Annotated in this window: 16 protein-coding genes; 8 read left to right on the forward strand and 8 right to left on the reverse strand. The window is 65.3% G+C overall.

Going from position 1 to position 16,245, the window contains the following annotated elements; genetic code table 11:
• Positions 1-842 (reverse strand): LysR substrate-binding domain-containing protein (locus EOA33_RS07020; protein ID WP_127405310.1); only part of this gene is annotated, 842 nt, incomplete at its 3' end.
• A 178-nt stretch (positions 843-1,020) separates the two neighbouring features.
• On the opposite strand from EOA33_RS07020, the gene EOA33_RS07025 reads away from it, so the two are divergent.
• Positions 1,021-1,311, forward strand: a complete 291-nt coding sequence (locus tag EOA33_RS07025) for a DUF1127 domain-containing protein (RefSeq protein ID WP_126056419.1) — start codon at positions 1,021-1,023, stop codon at positions 1,309-1,311.
• Between the two features lie 148 nt (positions 1,312-1,459).
• Here the strand turns inward: EOA33_RS07025 and EOA33_RS07030 are convergent, their stop codons facing one another.
• From EOA33_RS07030 to EOA33_RS07045, 4 genes are all read right to left on the reverse strand, one after another.
• Positions 1,460-2,452, reverse strand: coding sequence for a DUF937 domain-containing protein (locus EOA33_RS07030; protein ID WP_126056418.1), 993 nt, complete (start codon positions 2,450-2,452; stop codon positions 1,460-1,462).
• A 103-nt stretch (positions 2,453-2,555) separates the two neighbouring features.
• Positions 2,556-3,929: a glutamate--cysteine ligase gene (locus EOA33_RS07035; protein WP_127405311.1), complete on the reverse strand. Its 1,374-nt coding sequence runs from the start codon at positions 3,927-3,929 to the stop codon at positions 2,556-2,558.
• A gap of 185 nt (positions 3,930-4,114) precedes the next feature.
• Positions 4,115-4,849 (reverse strand): 16S rRNA (uracil(1498)-N(3))-methyltransferase, encoded by a 735-nt coding sequence (locus tag EOA33_RS07040; protein ID WP_126056416.1) that lies wholly within the window; start codon positions 4,847-4,849, stop codon positions 4,115-4,117.
• Positions 4,850-4,880: 31 nt separating this feature from the next.
• On the reverse strand, positions 4,881-5,528 hold the full coding sequence (locus EOA33_RS07045) for a hypothetical protein (RefSeq protein ID WP_126056415.1): 648 nt from the start codon (positions 5,526-5,528) through the stop codon (positions 4,881-4,883).
• Positions 5,529-5,603: 75 nt separating this feature from the next.
• On the opposite strand from EOA33_RS07045, the gene EOA33_RS07050 reads away from it, so the two are divergent.
• On the forward strand, positions 5,604-6,302 hold the full coding sequence (locus EOA33_RS07050) for a type 1 glutamine amidotransferase (RefSeq protein WP_127405312.1): 699 nt from the start codon (positions 5,604-5,606) through the stop codon (positions 6,300-6,302).
• A 421-nt stretch (positions 6,303-6,723) separates the two neighbouring features.
• Positions 6,724-6,864, forward strand: a complete 141-nt coding sequence (locus EOA33_RS07055) for a hypothetical protein (RefSeq protein WP_006206855.1) — start codon at positions 6,724-6,726, stop codon at positions 6,862-6,864.
• Positions 6,865-6,910: 46 nt separating this feature from the next.
• Here EOA33_RS07055 and EOA33_RS07060 read toward each other — a convergent pair whose 3' ends face one another.
• The 3 genes from EOA33_RS07060 to EOA33_RS07070 are packed head-to-tail and all read right to left on the reverse strand — an operon-like array spanning position 6,911 to position 9,700.
• Complete coding sequence (locus EOA33_RS07060) at positions 6,911-7,684, reverse strand: metallophosphoesterase family protein (RefSeq protein ID WP_127405313.1); 774 nt, start codon at positions 7,682-7,684, stop codon at positions 6,911-6,913.
• A 59-nt stretch (positions 7,685-7,743) separates the two neighbouring features.
• Positions 7,744-8,880: an alpha-hydroxy acid oxidase gene (locus EOA33_RS07065; protein WP_126056411.1), complete on the reverse strand. Its 1,137-nt coding sequence runs from the start codon at positions 8,878-8,880 to the stop codon at positions 7,744-7,746.
• Positions 8,881-8,902: 22 nt separating this feature from the next.
• Positions 8,903-9,700, reverse strand: coding sequence for an FCD domain-containing protein (locus EOA33_RS07070; protein WP_126056410.1), 798 nt, complete (start codon positions 9,698-9,700; stop codon positions 8,903-8,905).
• Between the two features lie 207 nt (positions 9,701-9,907).
• Between EOA33_RS07070 and EOA33_RS07075 the strand changes: the two genes are divergently transcribed.
• From EOA33_RS07075 to glcF, 5 genes are all read left to right on the forward strand, one after another.
• Positions 9,908-11,230, forward strand: coding sequence for a DUF3422 family protein (locus EOA33_RS07075; protein ID WP_126056409.1), 1,323 nt, complete (start codon positions 9,908-9,910; stop codon positions 11,228-11,230).
• 279 nt (positions 11,231-11,509) lie between these two features.
• Positions 11,510-13,006 (forward strand): FAD-linked oxidase C-terminal domain-containing protein, encoded by a 1,497-nt coding sequence (locus EOA33_RS07080; protein WP_126056408.1) that lies wholly within the window; start codon positions 11,510-11,512, stop codon positions 13,004-13,006.
• 108 nt (positions 13,007-13,114) lie between these two features.
• Entirely contained in the window at positions 13,115-14,371 is a 1,257-nt protein-coding gene (locus EOA33_RS07085) for an FAD-binding protein (RefSeq protein ID WP_127405314.1), read from the forward strand.
• Positions 14,368-14,757 carry a DUF4870 domain-containing protein gene (locus EOA33_RS07090; protein WP_126056406.1) on the forward strand — a complete coding sequence of 130 codons (390 nt, stop codon included), beginning with the start codon at positions 14,368-14,370 and terminating at the stop codon, positions 14,755-14,757. The genes EOA33_RS07085 and EOA33_RS07090 overlap by 4 nt, the downstream gene beginning before the upstream one ends.
• Before the next feature lie 9 nt (positions 14,758-14,766).
• A complete protein-coding gene (gene glcF, locus EOA33_RS07095) occupies positions 14,767-16,092 on the forward strand; it encodes a glycolate oxidase subunit GlcF (RefSeq protein WP_127405315.1) in 1,326 nt (441 codons plus the stop codon).
• Positions 16,093-16,245 lie beyond the last annotated feature (153 nt).

Here is a 16,245-nt window from a genome sequence, read left to right on the forward strand (position 1 = left end):
CGTTGGCAGATGTGGCGGGCGAGCGCGTCGACGATCTCCGGCTGCGAGGTCTGGCCACGCATGATGCCGATGCGGCAGTCGGGCAGGGTGCCGAAGCCGTCGGCCTCGCCGAGCACGCGCATGCCGGGCCGCAGCGCGCATTCCGGTAGCACCGAGATCGCGAGGCCGGAAAGCACCGCGGCGGTGATGACGGTCGCCGAGAAACTCGAGAACAGGATGCGGTACTCGCGGTTCTGCCGGTCGAGCACGTCGACCGCGGCGCGGCGCCAGATACAGTTCGGCCGGCCGAAGGCCATCGGCAGGATTTCCTGCTCATGCGTGGCGTGGTTGGCCGAGGTCACCCACAACAGCGGCTCGCGCCGCACCACTTCCGACTGGCCGCGCGTGTCGTTGTGCGTCACCAGCGCCAGGTCGAGATTGCCGCGCTTGATGTGTTCGACCAGTCCGGGCGTCGGCTCGCAGATGACTGTCAGCTCGACCCGCGGGTTGGAGCGCGTGAAGCGCGCCATGATCTCTGGCAGGAAGCGGTCGGCATAGTCGTCCGGCGTGCCGATGCGGATGGTGCCTTCCAGTCGCTTGTCGTCGAAGGCGGCCAGCGTTTCCCGGTTGAGGAAGATCAGCCGCCTCGCATAGGAAAGCAGCCTGTCGCCTTCCTCGGTCAGCTTGTTGGTGCGGCCGTCCTTCTCGAACAGCGGCTTGCCGATCCGCTCCTCCAGCCGGCGCATCTGCATCGACACCGCCGACTGCGTCCGATGCACCTCTTCCGCCGCGCGGGTGAAGCTGCCGGTATCGGCGATCGAGATGAAGGTTTGCAACTGATCGAGATCGAGTGGCGCTTTCATCGGTCCAATCCATCATTGATGTTGATGCTAAAGATTAGAAACATTCGTTGGATTAATCAATCGCACCGTGGCACATTCTCCAACATCCACATGAAGGCATGTGAATCGAGACCGGAACGGCGCTCCTCCCAGCGACGTTTGCCCGGCTTCGCCCGCTCGACTCTGAAGGAGGACTGACATGACCACGTTTGATTTCGCCACCGAGACCTCGCGCATCACCACGCGTCCGTCCGTAGCGGCGCGCGTGGCCAATGCCATCGCTGATGCCTACCGCGCCTGGAAAAACCGCCGCCAATTCTATCGCCTCGGCGAGATGTCGGATGCCGAACTCGCCGATATCGGGCTGACGCGCGCCGACCTCCACGTCGCCGTCGCTGTGCCCTTCGGGCGTGACCCGACGGTGAAGCTGCGCGCCATCGCCAGCGACCGGGTCGGCTCGATCGAGGATCTCGCCCGCAAGGTGGCTTGATCCAGCCGGCTGGTGCATTCGGTCGCCCTGAACCTTTTCAAGGGGCGCGGCGACCAAGGTTCATGCAGGCTCCCCACTCCCTGCCGGTTCCCCCCGGCCTGCCTGCACGCTGCCCGGTCCTCCCAAGGACCGGGCTCTTCTTTTCGGGCTAACGTCGATCCATGCCGCGCTTGAACTGATCGAAGATCGATTCCATGCCCTTTTGGTACTCGTCGCGTTGCCGCGCGCCGGTCTCGAACATCTTACCGAACAGATCGTCGAACGGGTTCCTCGGCCTGCCGCTCGGGTTGGTCTGCGGTTGCGGCGCCTCGCGCTGCTGGGGTGCCTGCTGCTGTGGCACCGGCTGGCCGAACCCGCCGCCTCCGCTCTGACGCAGCATCTCCTCGAACATCTTGCCCAGCGGATTGTCGCCAAAGGGACTTTGCGTCTGTTGCGGCTGCGTCCGGCCTTGCGGCTGTTGCGCGCCGCCGAACATGTCCTGCAGGACCTTGCCGAGCGGATTGTCGCCATAGGGATTGGGCGCCTGCTGCGGCTGGCTCTGCGGCTGCTGCGCACCACCGCCGAACATGTCCTGCAGCACCTTGCCGAGCGGGTTGTCGCCATAGGGATTGGGCGCCTGTTGCGGCTGCTGCGCGCTGCCGCCCGCCTGCCGCATCATCTGCTCTATGATCTCGCCGAGCGGATTGCCGCCGCCTCCGAAGCCGCCCGCCGCCTGCATCTGGTTGGTGGTCTGCTTGAACAGCCCGCCCATCATCATCGAGGCCATCGCAGGCAGCATCTGCTGCAGCACCTGCTGGCTGAGACCGGTCGCTTGCGCGGCTTGGGCAGCCACGGCCCGCGACAGCTCCTTCGAGCCGAACAGATGGCCAAGAATGCCGTTGCCCTCGTTGATGCCTTGCGGCGAGAAGGCCCGGGTCGCGTCCTCGAAATATTTGGCGTGCTGGCCGCTCGCCATCGCGGTCATGAAGGCGCCGAGCCCGTAGGGGTCGGCCGTGTTGCGTTGCAGCCCTTGCGAAAAGGCAGGCAGCAGCGCCTCGACCGCGGCCTGGGTCTGCTGCATCGAAAGCCCGAACTGCTGAGCCAGCGCCTGCATGCCGGCGCCGTTCTGCGCCTGGGCGAATATGTCGAACAGGGAAGGCATTGGAATCTCCTCCGGGAACATCCTCGTTGGAGAAACCTAGTTCGTTTCCATCCTTGATTGAAGCGGCTTTTGCCGAAGCCTCAACCGGTCGGATGGCGAAGGGTCAGTAGGCATACTCCATGAACACCGGCTCGATCGAGCCGCCCCAGCGCGTGTGGTAGGCCGACAGCATCTCCTCGGCGCTTGTCGTGCCGCGCGCCACCACTTCGTCCAGCGTGTTGAGGAACGAGGTCTCGTCATAGCCATCACGGTTCCTGCGTGCGCGGTTCTTCAGCCCCGAGCGCGAGATGGAGAGCACGTCGCGCGCGACATCGCGCAAGGTCGTGTTGCGGAACGGCGCCGAAATGCCCAGCTCCGGCACGGCGTTGCGCATTGCCAGCACTTCCCTGTAGGTCCAGCTCGAGGTCAGCGCCTCGGCGGCGTCCAGCGCGGCCTCGTCATAGAGCAGCCCGACCCAGAAGGCCGGCAGCGCGCAGATGCGCCGCCACGGTCCGCCATCGGCGCCGCGCATTTCGAGGAAGCGCTTCAGCCTGACGTCGGGGAACAGCGTCGACAGGTGGTTTGCCCAATCGCCCATCGTCGGCAGCCCGTCCGGGACCTCATTGCGGGCGGCCCCTGTTATGAACTGGCGGAAGGTGATGTGCGTCATGTCGTGATAGTGGCCGTCGCGGATGACGAAATACATCGGCACGTCGAGCGCCCATTCGACATAGTCGGCGAAGCCGAAATCGGGCGAGAAGCAGAATTCGAGCAGGCCGGAGCGCTGGTTGTCGGTGTCGCGCCAGATGTCGCCGCGCCAGCTCTGCAGCCCGTTCGGTCGGCTTTCGGTGAAGGGCGAGTTGGCGAACAGCGCCGTCGACAGCGGCTGCAGCTTGAGCGAGACCTGCATCTTGCGGCGCATGTCCGCCTCGCTCTCGAAGTCGAGATTCACCTGGATGGTGCAGGTGCGGTACATCATGTCGAGGCCCTTGGTGCCGATCTTCGGCATGTAGCGGGTCATGATCTCGTAGCGCGACTTCGGCATTTTGGGCGTTTCGGCGAGCGACCATTTCGGGCTGCCGCCGAGCCCGAGGAAGCGGATGCCGAGCGGCTCGGCGATTTCGCGCACCTGCGCAAGATGCGCATTGCCCTCGCGGCAGGTCTGGTGGATCGACTCCAGCGGCGCGCCGGAGAGCTCGAACTGGCCGCCCGGCTCAAGCGAGATCGCGCCCTGGCCGGTCGGCTCGACCAGGCCAATGATGCGACCGTCATCGATGATCGGATCCCAGCCGAGCTTTTGCTGCATGCCCTCTAGAATGGCGCGGATGCCGCGCTCGCCGCCATAGGGCACCGGCGCATTGCCGTCGACATAGAACGGAAACTTCTCGTGCTCGGTGCCGATACGCCATTGGTCGCGCGGCTTATTGCCGGCGGCCAGGTAGGCGACAAGTTCGTCGACGCCCTCGATGGGCCGGAAATCGGTCGTGTCGCGCGCCATCAGAAGCCCTCCCGACGCGTGATCCCCAAGACCGATCATGCGCCAAACCATAGTGCTACAGCGTTCCTTGTGCGCACAAAAGAGCGCGGCGCTATAGGCGGCCGAACGACCGCCGGCGCTAGATGGACGAAATGTCAGTAGCCGATCAAGCGAAAAATCCTGAGCCAGGGCTCAACTCGAATTGATCACCAATCACCGATTGTCGCCTGGATCACCGCAAGCGCGGCCACCGCGGCCGTGTCGGCGCGAAGGATGCGCGGCCCGAGCGGGATGGCGGTGACGAAAGGCAGCGCCCTCAACATCTTGCGCTCGTCGTCGGAAAAGCCGCCCTCCGGTCCGACCAGCAGGCCGAGCTTGGTCTCGTCGACCGCCTGCAGCGCCGGCAGCGGATTGTTGGTCGAGGCATCCTCGTCGCAGAAGATCAGCCGCCGTTCCTTGTCCCAGCCTGTCAGCAGGCGTTCGAATTTTTCCGCCTCGCGCACCTCAGGCACCGCCAGGATGCCACATTGTTCGGCCGCCTCCACGACATTGGCGCGCAGCCGCTCGATGCCTGGCTTGGCCACTTGCGTGTGTTGCGTAATCACCGGCTGCAGGATACCGGCACCCATCTCGACCGCCTTCTGCACCAGATAGTCGAGCCGTCCCTGCTTCAGCGGCGCGAAGCAGTAGACGAGATCGGGCAGCGGCGGCTGCGGCCGCTGCAGGGAGGCAACCTTCAGCCGAACCGCCTTTTTGGACTTTGCCGCGATCGCCGCCGACCACTCGCCGTCGCGGCCGTTGAACACCAGGAGCTCCGCGCCTTCGCCGAGCCGCAGCACATGCATCAGGTAATGGCTTTGCTGTGGCCCGGCATCGAATTCAATGCCGGTTCCGAGATCGTCAGGCACGAACAGCCGCTGCATCTTGTAATTGGCGCGCATGGCCGAGCAATGGGCGAGGCGGTGTTTGCCGTCAAGCCTCGGCGGAAGGGTGCCATGCCGGCACGTAGCCTTGCCGCAGCACCGAAATGGTGGTCGCCGGTGTCAGCAGCCGGAGTGGCCGGCCGGCCAGATCGCCAAAAGCGGCCGGCGCGCCATAGCCAGCGAACGACCAGCGCAGCGCTTGGCCGCCGTGCAGGGCATAAGCCGCGTTGCCGTCAGCAACCATGACGCCATCGGGCAGGGCGGCCAGCGCTTCCGGCTTGACCGCCGGCGGCTGGCCGCCAGCCGCCAGCCGCTCCCTGTGCAGCCGCTTGTCGAGCATCGGCGCGCGCGGCTCGGCGATGCCGAACGCCCCGCCGAAGCGGCGGACGAAGTCGCTCGCCCGTTCGCGCCGGCAGAAGAAGCAGGGCCGGTGGCCGGCGGCAAGCGCCGTCACCTCGTCGAGGAAGAACAGCTCGGTCCAGCCCGCCTTGCCGCCCTGCCTGTTGCGGCCCATCGGCTCGCGTCGCACATTGCGAAATTGGCACACGCAGATGATCCAGGCCTGAAGCGCCCAGCGCTTCCTCAACAGCGTCTTCGTCTCCGGGTCGTGGATGATGCCGCGATTGCCGGTGAACAGGCCGCGTTCGGGCACCGCGTGGATTGCGCCGAACGGATCGACCCGGTTCTGCAGTGGCATAGGCGTTCCTTCTTGGCTGCGATGCGGGCGCCATGATATCGCTCGCGGGATCAATATCATGTCAGCAGGGTTTCGATGCGCGTCCTGGTCGTTCAGAATTTCGACAATGAGGGCCTTGGCCAGATCGGCGCCGCACTGGTCGAGGCTGGCGCCGATATCGATCTGCGCAAGCCCTATCGTGGCGAGGCCCTGCCCGAGCACAGCGGCGAGCATGACGCCATAGTCGTGCTGGGCGGCGCCCAGAACGCGCTCGATGACGAGCTTTGCCCCTATTTCCCCGAATTGCTCGATCTGACCCGCGACTTCGCCGACAGGGACCGCTCGGTGCTCGGCATCTGCCTCGGCAGCCAGTTGCTGGCGCGGGCCTTCGGCGGCGAGAACCAGATCGGCGGTGCCACCGAGTTCGGCTGGCACCAGGTGTCACTGACGCCGGCGGCCAAGACCGATCCGGTGCTGGCAGCCTTGCCGGAGAATTTCCCGATCTTCGAATGGCACGACGACACCTTCGCGCTGCCGCAGAATGCCGTGCGGCTGGCAGGCAGCGCCGTCGCCGAGAACCAGGCCTTCCGCCTTGGCCGCGCCGTTTACGGCTTCCAGTTCCATTTCGAGGCGGATACGCCGATGGTGCGCGACTGGAGCACATCCTTCGCCTCCCTCATCGCCGAGCGCCATCCCGACTGGAACGATCGGCTCGACGGCGAAATCACCCGCAATGGTTCCGATGCCGACGCCGCCGGTCTGGCCATTGCCCGCGCCTGGGTGGCGACCATCTGAAGCGTGTCGATATTCAGGTGAGGCAGCCTGCAAACAATGGCTTCCTGCGCTTCTGGTGCTCACGTACTTCAAGTACGCTCCGCTCCGGTTCTCAAAAGCCATAGTTTTCGGCTCGGCCTGACCTGAATCTCCCACTTTGGCGCACACCGACCTGGGGCGGCGTGACATTATTGGCACGCCACGGCAGTTCCGGCTGGGGAAAACCCTTTTCATCCTTGGTTTGTGGCCGCGCGCCATCCTAGAAGGCGCGCGCTTTGTATCGCCGGTGCAACCGCGATGAACCTTCTGTGTGATCCGCGCGACACACCGGCGATACGGAATCTGCTTAGAAACGCGAGATCGTCGAAACATTGAGACGCATTTTATCGTTTCAACGCATTGGTAACCGGGTCGTGCACAGATGCAGGAAGCTCAACCAGAGATGACGTCCGTGAAAGCAGCGCTTTTGTCCTTTGTTATGCTGTCTGCCATCGTCCTGTGCGGCCTCGGCATCTATTCGGCCGACGCCGCCAACAATCATCAGGCCGTCGACGGCTACGGCGTCACCGCCGCCCTTCGCTGAAGCCTGGTCCTTCCCGACAAACGGAAAGCTGATCCCATAGTCGGGATCATGACTGGAACGGCCGCCCTTCGACCGTCAGGATGCGCTTTTCCGCGCCGTCGACAACGAGCGCGCTGAGCGTTCCCGAATGCCAGGCGAGCGTGTCGACATTGACGCGGTTGGCCATGACTTCGGCCTCCGGCACCGGTGTGTGCCCATGCACGATCACCTTCGGATAAAGGCCGGGGTGATCGTGAAAGGCATCGCGAATCCAGATCAGGTCCTGCGGACTCTGGCTTTCGAGCGGCACGCCTGGCCGGATGCCGGCATGGCAGAAGAAGAAGTCGCCGAAGGCCACGGAAAACGGCAGTGAGCGCAGGAAATCGACATGGGCTTGCGGTACGGCCTCGATCAGGGCCGCGTGTCCTTTCCGTACCGTCTCTGCCTTGCCGAACCAGCGCGCGTCCGCGACCAGATCAACGCCATAGGACTGCGCCGTCTGGACGCCGCCATAGCGCATGAACAGGCCGTCCGGATCGGGTTCGGCGAGAAAGTCGAGAAAGCCGATGTCATGGTTGCCGGCGAGCATCAGGTGGCGCGGGTCGCGCTTCTGCGCGTCGATCAGGAAATCGATCACACCCCTGGAGTCCGGCCCACGGTCGGCATAGTCGCCGAGATGGATGGCACGCCAGTCAGCGGTCGGCTTGTATTCGAGCTCGCTTTCGATCCGGCGGTGCATGGCGGCCAGGAGGTCGAGCCGGCCATGCACGTCGCCGATGGCGCAGAGCCGCATGCCTTCCGGCCCGCGCGCGTCGAGATAGTGGATGCCGGTTTCGGTCACGGTGAGCGTCTTCCCGTATCGATCATCACGGGAAACTAGGGCGGATAGGTGAATAGGCCCTAGCGCCTCAGCTGGTCCTTGCCCATGTCGGTTACCAAACGCTTACCGCACAGTGCCAGCGTGATGTCCATTTCCTTGCGGATGATCTCCAGCGCCTTGGTGACCCCGTCCTTGCCCATGGCGCCGAGGCCGTAGAGGAAGGGACGGCCGATATAGGTGCCCTTGGCGCCGAGGCAGAGCGCCTTGAGCACGTCCTGGCCCGAGCGGATGCCGCCATCCATGTGCACCTCGATCCTGTCGCCGACGGCGTCGGCGATCTCCTCCAGCACCTCGATCGACGAGGCGGCGCCGTCGAGTTGGCGTCCGCCATGGTTGGAAACGACGATCGCGTCGGCGCCGGTCTGGGCCGCCATCAGCGCGTCCTCCTTGTCGAGGATGCCCTTCAGGATCAGCTTGCCTCCCCAGCGCTCCTTGATCCAGGCGACATCCTTCCACGACAGTTGCGGGTCGAACTGCTCCGTCGTCCACGACGACAGCGAAGAGACGTCGCCGACCCCCTTGGCATGGCCGACGATGTTGCGGAAGGTGCGGCGCTTGGTGCCGGCTATGCCCAGACACCAGCGCGGCTTGAGCGCCAGGTCGATGATGTTGGCGAGCGTCATCTTGGGCGGCGCCGACAGCCCGTTGCGGACATCCTTGTGGCGCTGGCCGAGGATCTGCAGGTCGAGCGTCAGCACCAGCGCCGAGCATTTCGCCGCCTTCGCCCTATCGATCAGGTTGAGGACAAAGTCCTTGTCGCGCAGCACGTAGAGCTGGAACCAGAACGGCCTCTTCGTCACCGAGGCGACATCCTCAATCGAGCAAATGCTCATCGTCGACAGCGTGAACGGCACACCGAACTCTTCCGCCGCCTGCGCCGCCAGCATCTCGCCATCCGCGTGCTGCATGCCGGTCAGGCCGGTTGGCGCCAGCGCCACCGGCATCGCCACCTTCTCTCCGATCATGCTCGTTTCCAGCGAGCGGTTGCTCATATCGACCAGCACGCGCTGGCGGAACTTGATCTTCTGGAAATCCTCCTCGTTGGCGCGGTATGTGCTTTCGGTCCAGGCGCCGGAATCGGCGTAGTCGAAGAACATCTTCGGCACGCGGCGGCGCGCCAGGTCCTTCAGATCGGCAATGGTGAGGATGTCGCTCATGGTCTTTCCCGCTGGGTGTTCGCTAATTCGTTGTCTTGGCGCCGTCGCCGGCGTCGGAGCGCTGTCTCAGCCTCAGCCGTGACACGCGCTGCCAGTCGCCGCTGCGTTCGGCCTCGAGCATCGAGCGCTCGACATAGGAGATGTGGTCCATGGCCGCTTGCCGGGCAGCCGCCGGATCGCCGGCCTTGATCGCCGCATAGATCGCCCGGTGCTGGTGAAGCAGGGCCTCGCGCGCGCCGGGCACGCTGAACACCAGAAGCCGGTTCTGGAACACACCTTCCGACAACAGCCGGTAGCAGGAGCGCAGCGTATGCAGCAGGATGATGTTGTGCGCGCATTCCGAGATGGCGTGGTGGAACTCGATGTCGATCTCGGCCTCGTCGTCGAAATCGCCGGTGCGGTGCGCCTCGTCCATGCGCGCCATGATGCTGTCGAGCAGCGTAAGGTCTTCCGGCGTGGCGCGCCGCGCCGCGTATTCGGCGGCGACCGCCTCGATCTCGCGGCGATACTCCAGATAGTCGGTCACCGCCTTGCGGTGCATCGAGATGAGGTCGGTCACCGGCTTGGTGAACAGCTGGCCGATGACGTCGGCGACATGAGTGCCACCGCCGGCCTTGGTCGTCAGCAGCCCACGCCCCTCCAGCGCCTTCAGCGCGTCGCGCAGGATCGGCCGTGACACGTCGAACTGGCGCGCCAGCTCGCGCTCGCCCGGCAGCCGGTCACCGGTGCGCAACACGCCTTCCAGGATCAGGCTCTCGATCTGCTGCACCACCTCGTCGGCGGTGCGCGAATGCTCGATCCTGGAGAAAATATCGCTCAACGGGGTGCCTGGGAAAAGAAGCGGTTGACGTTCAGATTAAAGCCTGTGTCGCCAACTGGTCAAATTATTTATCCAATTCGTTCGGTTTGGTCCGGTTCGGCGTCGCCGCCCTATATCGCCTTCAGCTAAACTTTGCCGTTTGCGTCTCCCGGCGATTGGTCCTAGAGGACGCCGATACACGCAGGGTCAAGAACAGGGGGACCGGCCGTGTCGGACGAGACGTCCAATCTCGAATTCCAGCCACGCGCCCAGGGCAGCGTCATGGGTTTTCCGGCGCATGGAGGGCGCTCCGGCGCGCTGGGCGAGGTCCATGCCAGGCCGCATCCGCTGATCGAGAAGCCGCGCGTGCTGATCCAGCTTTCCTTCATGACCGAAGGCGGCTCCGGCGTCGACCACGCGGTGCTTTCGGAGATGTCGCGACGCCTTGGCATCGCCGCCCCCGACCGCCAGGCCCGCCACCATGCCATGAAGTGGGGCAAGGGCTCGTTGCGCTGGGAACGGCACACGGAATTCTCGACCTACCTGTGGGAAGGGCCGCTTGCCGAAAGCGCCGGATCGCAGGAGGATTCGCCTTTTGGCAACGGGTTTTCGCCGCCGGGCACGGTCATATCCGGGATCAGGCTCGAGATCCGCAAATGGACGCAGGCCAGCGAAAGACTGATCGCCGATTTCGACCCGACCAGCCTGTGCTACTCGCTGGTCGGGCGCGGCAATGCCGCCATTGTCACGGACTTCCGCCAGGACGGCGACGGCCTGACACGCATGCTGGTGCTCGATCGGGGCCTGACGCCGGCCAGCACCGGCGCGCTGTCGCAGCGGCTGATCGACATCGAGACCTACCGGACGCTGGCCATGCTCGGCCTGCCGCTGGCGCTGACGCTCTCCGGCCGCGCCCGCCGCATCGAGGACCGGCTGGCGCAGACCACGCTGGAAATGAAGGGGGCGGAGACCCGGGACAGCCAGACGCTGCTTGCCGACCTGACCGAGCTGGCCGCCGAATTGGAGGCGGATGCCGCCTCCAGCCTCTATCGCTTCGGCGCCAGCCGCGCCTATGACGGCATTGTCGTCGAGCGACTCGAGGCATTGGAGGAAGAGCCGGTGTCCGGCTACGACACCTGGGCCGGCTTCCTGCAGCGGCGCATGGCGCCGGCCATGCGCACCTGCCGCTCGGTCGAGGAGCGGCAGGCCAACCTGTCGCGCAAACTCACCCGGGCCACCACGCTCCTGCGCACCTGGGTCGATGTCGAGGTCGAGAAGCAGAACCGCGACCTGCTGGCCTCGATGAACAACCGCGCCCGCCTGCAACTGCGCCTGCAGCAGACGGTCGAAGGCCTTTCCGTCGCCGCCGTTTCCTATTACGTCGTCGGCCTCATCTCCTATCTCGCCAAGGGCGCCTCGATCTTCGGCCATGCCTTTGCGCCCGAAGTCGTCACCGCCGCCGCGGTGCCGGTCGCCATCCTGCTTGTCTGGTGGGGCGTGCGCCGCGTGCGGCGCATGCACTCCGAGCCGGCGAAACATCCGGGAGAATAATCTCCCCCTTGAGGGGAGATGTCTCCGAAGGCGACAGAGGGGGTCGCCTCGCGTGGGGCGCCGACGCTCTTCGCGACGTCAGACAGCGTTGGCATTTCACGCGCTAGGACCCCCTCTGACCGCTTCGCGGCCATCTCCCCCCTCGAGGGGGGAGATTAGGGCGCAGCGGCAGATTGCCGCTGCGGAAGCGTCCGGCACTCGATCTCGATCAATGCAGAGTTTGCAACTGACGCGCTTCACTGGTAAAAGATTTTGACCAGTAAAGCGAAGAGGCAGCCCATGCCCGGCCTTGCCATGCCGAAGCCAGATGCCGCCACCATTCGCCGGCGCGCCGAGATCGTCGCCGACATGCGCATCATCGTGCCGGGCGAGGGCGTGGTCGACACGGCCAATGAAATGCGCGCCTTCGAGAGCGACGGTCTCACCGCCTACCGGCAGTTGCCCCTGGTCGTGGTGCTGCCGGAAACGGTGGCGCAGGTCTCGCGGGTGCTCAAATACTGCAACGATCGCAACATCCGCGTCGTGCCGCGCGGCTCCGGCACATCGCTCTCGGGCGGCGCGCTGCCGCTCGAGGATGCCGTGCTGCTGGTCATGAGCCGCTTCAACCGCATCCTGGAGATCGACTTTCCCAATCGAGTTGTCGTCGCCCAACCGGGCGTCACCAATCTCGGCATCACCACCGCCGTCGAGCAGGAGGGCTTTTATTACGCCCCTGATCCATCCTCCCAGATCGCCTGCTCGATCGGCGGCAACGTGGCGGAGAATTCCGGCGGCGTGCATTGCCTGAAATACGGGCTGACCGCCAACAATGTGCTGGGCATCGAGATGGTCTTGATGAATGGCGAGGTGGTGCGGCTGGGCGGTCGGCATCTCGACGCCGAGGGCTATGATCTGCTCGGCGTCATGACTGGCTCCGAGGGCCTGCTCGGCGTCGTCAGCGAGGTCACCGTGCGCATCCTGAAGAAGCCGGAGACGGCGCGCGCTCTCCTGATCGGCTTTCCGACCAGCGAGCAGGGCGGCCAGTGCGTCGCCGACATCATCGGCGCCGGCATCATCCCCGGCGGCATGGAGATGATGGACCGCCCGGCGATCCACGCCGCGGAGGATTTCGTCCATGCCGGTTATCCGCTCGACGTCGAGGCGCTGCTGATCGTCGAGCTCGACGGACCGGGCGTCGAGGTCGACCACCTGATCGGCCTCGTCGAGGCGATCGCCTACAGGAACGGCTCGACCACCTGCCGCATCTCGCAGTCGGAGCAGGAGCGGCTGAGCTTCTGGGCCGGCCGCAAGGCGGCCTTCCCGGCGGTCGGCCGCATCTCGCCCGACTATTACTGCATGGACGGCACCATACCGCGCAAGGAACTGCCGCGCGTGCTCGCCGGCATGCGCGACCTGTCGGAGAAATACGGGCTCGGAGTCGCCAACGTCTTCCATGCCGGCGACGGCAACCTGCACCCGCTGATCCTCTACGACGCCAACGTGCCGGGCGAGCTGGACAAGGCCGAAAGCTTCGGCGCCGACATCCTGCGCCTCTGTGTCCAGGTTGGCGGCGTGCTGACCGGCGAGCATGGCGTCGGCGTCGAAAAACGCGACCTGATGCCGGAAATGTTCAACCAGGTCGACCTCGACCAGCAGATGAGGGTCAAATGCGCCTTCGACCCCAACCACCTGCTCAACCCCGGCAAGGTCTTCCCGCAGCTCCGCCGCTGCGCCGAGCTGGGGCGGATGCATGTGCATCGCGGGCAGGTGGCGTTTCCGGACATTCCGAGGTTTTGATGGGGGCCAATTTCGCATGACGGCGCAGGAACGCGGCCTATCTCCGTCTTGGGCTACGCCCGAGCCACCTCTCCCCCGCTTTGCGGGGGCGAGGAAAGGCGCTCTCCGATGACAACCTTCACCCCAATCTCATCCGCCGAAGTCCTCTCCACCATTCAATGGGCTGCAGCGGAAGAGGCGCCGTTGGAGATCCTCGGGCATGGTTCCAAGCGCGGCATCGGTCGTCCGCTGCAAGCGGAACACACGCTCGGCCTGTCGAAGCTCACCGGTATCACCCTCTACGAGCCAGCCGAATTGGTGCTGTCGGCCAAAGCCGGCACGGCGCTTGCCGAGATCGAGAGGCTGCTTGCCGAGAACGGCCAGCAATTCGCCTTCGAGCCGATGGACTATGGCCGACTGCTCGGCGGCGAGCCGGGCAAAGGCACGATCGGCGGCGTGCTTGCGGCGAATCTGTCCGGCCCGCGCCGGCTGAAGGCTGGCGCGGCGCGCGACCACATCCTCGGCGTCGGCGCCATCTCGGGTCGCGGCGAGGCCTTCAAGTCCGGCGGCCGCGTCGTCAAGAACGTCACCGGCTACGATCTCTCCAAGCTGATGGCGGGAAGCTGGGGCACGCTCGCCGTGCTGACCGACGTCACCTTCAAGGTGCTGCCGGCGGCGGAGACCGAGGTGACGCTCGCCATCCGTGGCCTGCTCGACGAGGCGGCGACGGCCGCCATGGCGCTGGCACTTGGCTCCAGCGCCGAAGTATCGAGCGCCGCCCACCTGCCGGAGCGCATCACAGCGCGCGTCGATTCCGGCAAGCATGGCAGCGATGCCGCGACGCTGCTGCGCGTCGAGGGTTTTGGCCCTTCCGTGGTCTATCGCATTGAGGCATTGAAGCAGCTGCTTGGCAAAGCAGGGCCGCTGGAGGAGATCGCCGACGAGGCGTCGAAGGCCATCTGGCGCGATATCCGCGATTGCATACCCTTCGCAGATGGCGGCGCGAGACCGGTTTGGCGTGTGTCGATGGCGCCGTCGCAGGCGCATCACATGGTGATGGCCCTGCGCATGCAGGCGGCGGTCGACGCTTTCTACGATTGGCAGGGCGGTCTGGTCTGGCTGTCGATGCGCGAGAACGATCCCGAGGCCGGCCTGCTGCGCGGCCTGATCCGCAAGCATGGCGGCGGCCACGCGACGCTGGTGCGCGCCGCACCCGCGCATCGCGCCGCTCTGCCGGTGTTCGAGCCGCAGCCACTGCATCTGGCGGCGCTGTCGGCGCGGCTGAAGGCCGAGTTCGACCCCAAGCATATCCTCAACCCCGGTCGAATGGCGCCGGGTTCCAGCTCTGCTACTCTGGCACACTCATCGGAAGGAGCAGCACAATGAGCAACATCAATCAAGGCCCGGGCGGCGGACCGCGCCAGACCGATCGCTGGCTGGAGCCAGGTTCGACCAACGCCCTGGTCATCTACATTCTCTATCTCGCCGGCCTCGTCATTGGCGTCACCGGCATTGTCGGCATCGTGCTTGCCTACATCAACCGCGGCAAGGCTGGCGGCTTCGTCGAAAGCCACTACACCTTCCTGATCAGGACCTTCTGGATCGGTCTGCTCTACGCGCTGATCTCCGTGGTCCTTATGATGCTCGTGATCGGCTTCCTGCTGATGTTTGCCGCTGCTGTCTGGTTCATCGCCCGCTGCATCCTCGGGCTGCAGGCGCTGCAGCGCGGCGAGCCGGTCAAGAACCCGCAAAGCTGGCTCCTCGGACAATAGGACTCCCCGGTGCAGACCAACTTCTCAGCCGCCCAGCTTGCCGATCCGCACGTCGCGGAATCGGAAAAGATCCTGCGCAAATGCGTGCATTGCGGCTTCTGCACCGCCACCTGCCCGACCTATGTGACCTTGGGCAATGAGCTGGATTCGCCGCGCGGGCGGATTTATCTCATCAAGGACATGCTCGAGAACGGCCGGCCGGCCGACAAGGAGATCGTCACCCATATCGACCGCTGCCTGTCCTGCCTCGCCTGCATGACGACATGCCCCTCGGGCGTCAATTACATGCATCTGGTCGACCATGCTCGCGCCCATATCCAGCAAACTTACAAGCGGCCGCTGCTCGACCGGCTGACGCGCGCCATGCTGGCTTTCGTGCTGCCCTATCCCTCGCGCTTCCGTGCGGCATTGAAGCTGGCCGGGCTCGGCAGGCCGTTCATCGGCCTGTTCGAAAAGCTGCCGGCGCTAAAGCCTGTCGCCGCCATGCTCAGGCTTGCGCCATCCTCGATCCCGGCGGTGTCGGCAATGGCCTTGCCTGGCGTGCACGCCGGGCAGGGCACGCGCAAGGGCCGCGTTGCCATCCTGACCGGCTGCGCGCAGTCGGTGCTCGATCCGGCCATCAACGAGACGACCATCTCGCTGCTGACAAGGCTCGGCGTCGAGGTGGTGGTGCCGGAAGGCGAGGGCTGCTGCGGCGCGCTCGTCCACCATATGGGCCGCGAGGAGGCAGCCCTTGCCTCGGCGAGGCGGAACGTCGACGCCTGGACGCGCGCCATCGACCAGGGCGGGCTCGATGCTATCGTCATCACCGCATCGGGCTGCGGCACCACGATCAAGGACTACGGCTTCATGCTGCGCCTCGATCCGGCCTATGCCGAAAAGGCCGCGCGGGTCTCGGCGCTGGCCAAGGACATCACCGAATATCTGGCCGGTCTCGACCTGCCCGAACCGCTGCGCAAGCCCGGCACTGTCGTCGCCTATCATTCGGCCTGCTCGATGCAGCACGGCCAGAAGATCACCCGGCAGCCGAAGGAGCTGCTGGCCAGGGCGGGCTTTGTCGTGCGCGAGCCGCGCGAAGGGCATCTTTGTTGCGGCTCGGCTGGCACCTACAACATCCTGCAGCCCGAGATCTCGGCAAAACTGCGCGACCGCAAGGTGAAAAACATCGAGTCGACCGGCGCCGAAATCGTCGCCACCGGCAACATAGGCTGCATCACCCAGATCGCCTCCGCCGCGAAACTGCCGGTGGTGCACACGATCAAGCTGCTCGACTGGGCCTATGGCGGCCCGAAGCCGGAAGGCGTTGCCGACTCGACGATGGTCGCGGCAGAGTGATGCAGTTCCTCCAGGTTTCGACTTGGCCAGATAATTCTTCGGACTGTCGGCGCTGCCCCTCACCTGCCTGCCGGCGTCCTCTCCCCGTATAGTGACGGGGAGAGGGGCGCTGTCATGGCTGATTTCGCCAATCACCTGCGTTGCAAGAGGGTC

This window comes from Mesorhizobium sp. M4A.F.Ca.ET.050.02.1.1 (assembly GCF_003997725.1).
Taxonomy (GTDB): domain Bacteria; phylum Pseudomonadota; class Alphaproteobacteria; order Rhizobiales; family Rhizobiaceae; genus Mesorhizobium.

Coding starts and splice junctions, on each gene's coding strand:
- EOA33_RS07080 (WP_126056408.1), top strand. CDS start 11,510: ATGCCCGGCCTTGCCATGCCGAAGCCAGATGCCGCCACCATTCGCCGG.
- EOA33_RS07025 (WP_126056419.1), top strand. CDS start 1,021: ATGACCACGTTTGATTTCGCCACCGAGACCTCGCGCATCACCACGCGT.
- EOA33_RS07040 (WP_126056416.1), bottom strand. CDS start 4,849: ATGCGCGCCAATTACAAGATGCAGCGGCTGTTCGTGCCTGACGATCTC.
- EOA33_RS07030 (WP_126056418.1), bottom strand. CDS start 2,452: ATGCCTTCCCTGTTCGACATATTCGCCCAGGCGCAGAACGGCGCCGGC.
- EOA33_RS07055 (WP_006206855.1), top strand. CDS start 6,724: ATGACGTCCGTGAAAGCAGCGCTTTTGTCCTTTGTTATGCTGTCTGCC.
- EOA33_RS07090 (WP_126056406.1), top strand. CDS start 14,368: ATGAGCAACATCAATCAAGGCCCGGGCGGCGGACCGCGCCAGACCGAT.
- EOA33_RS07085 (WP_127405314.1), top strand. CDS start 13,115: ATGACAACCTTCACCCCAATCTCATCCGCCGAAGTCCTCTCCACCATT.
- EOA33_RS07045 (WP_126056415.1), bottom strand. CDS start 5,528: ATGCCACTGCAGAACCGGGTCGATCCGTTCGGCGCAATCCACGCGGTG.
- EOA33_RS07065 (WP_126056411.1), bottom strand. CDS start 8,880: ATGAGCGACATCCTCACCATTGCCGATCTGAAGGACCTGGCGCGCCGC.
- EOA33_RS07050 (WP_127405312.1), top strand. CDS start 5,604: ATGCGCGTCCTGGTCGTTCAGAATTTCGACAATGAGGGCCTTGGCCAG.
- EOA33_RS07035 (WP_127405311.1), bottom strand. CDS start 3,929: ATGGCGCGCGACACGACCGATTTCCGGCCCATCGAGGGCGTCGACGAA.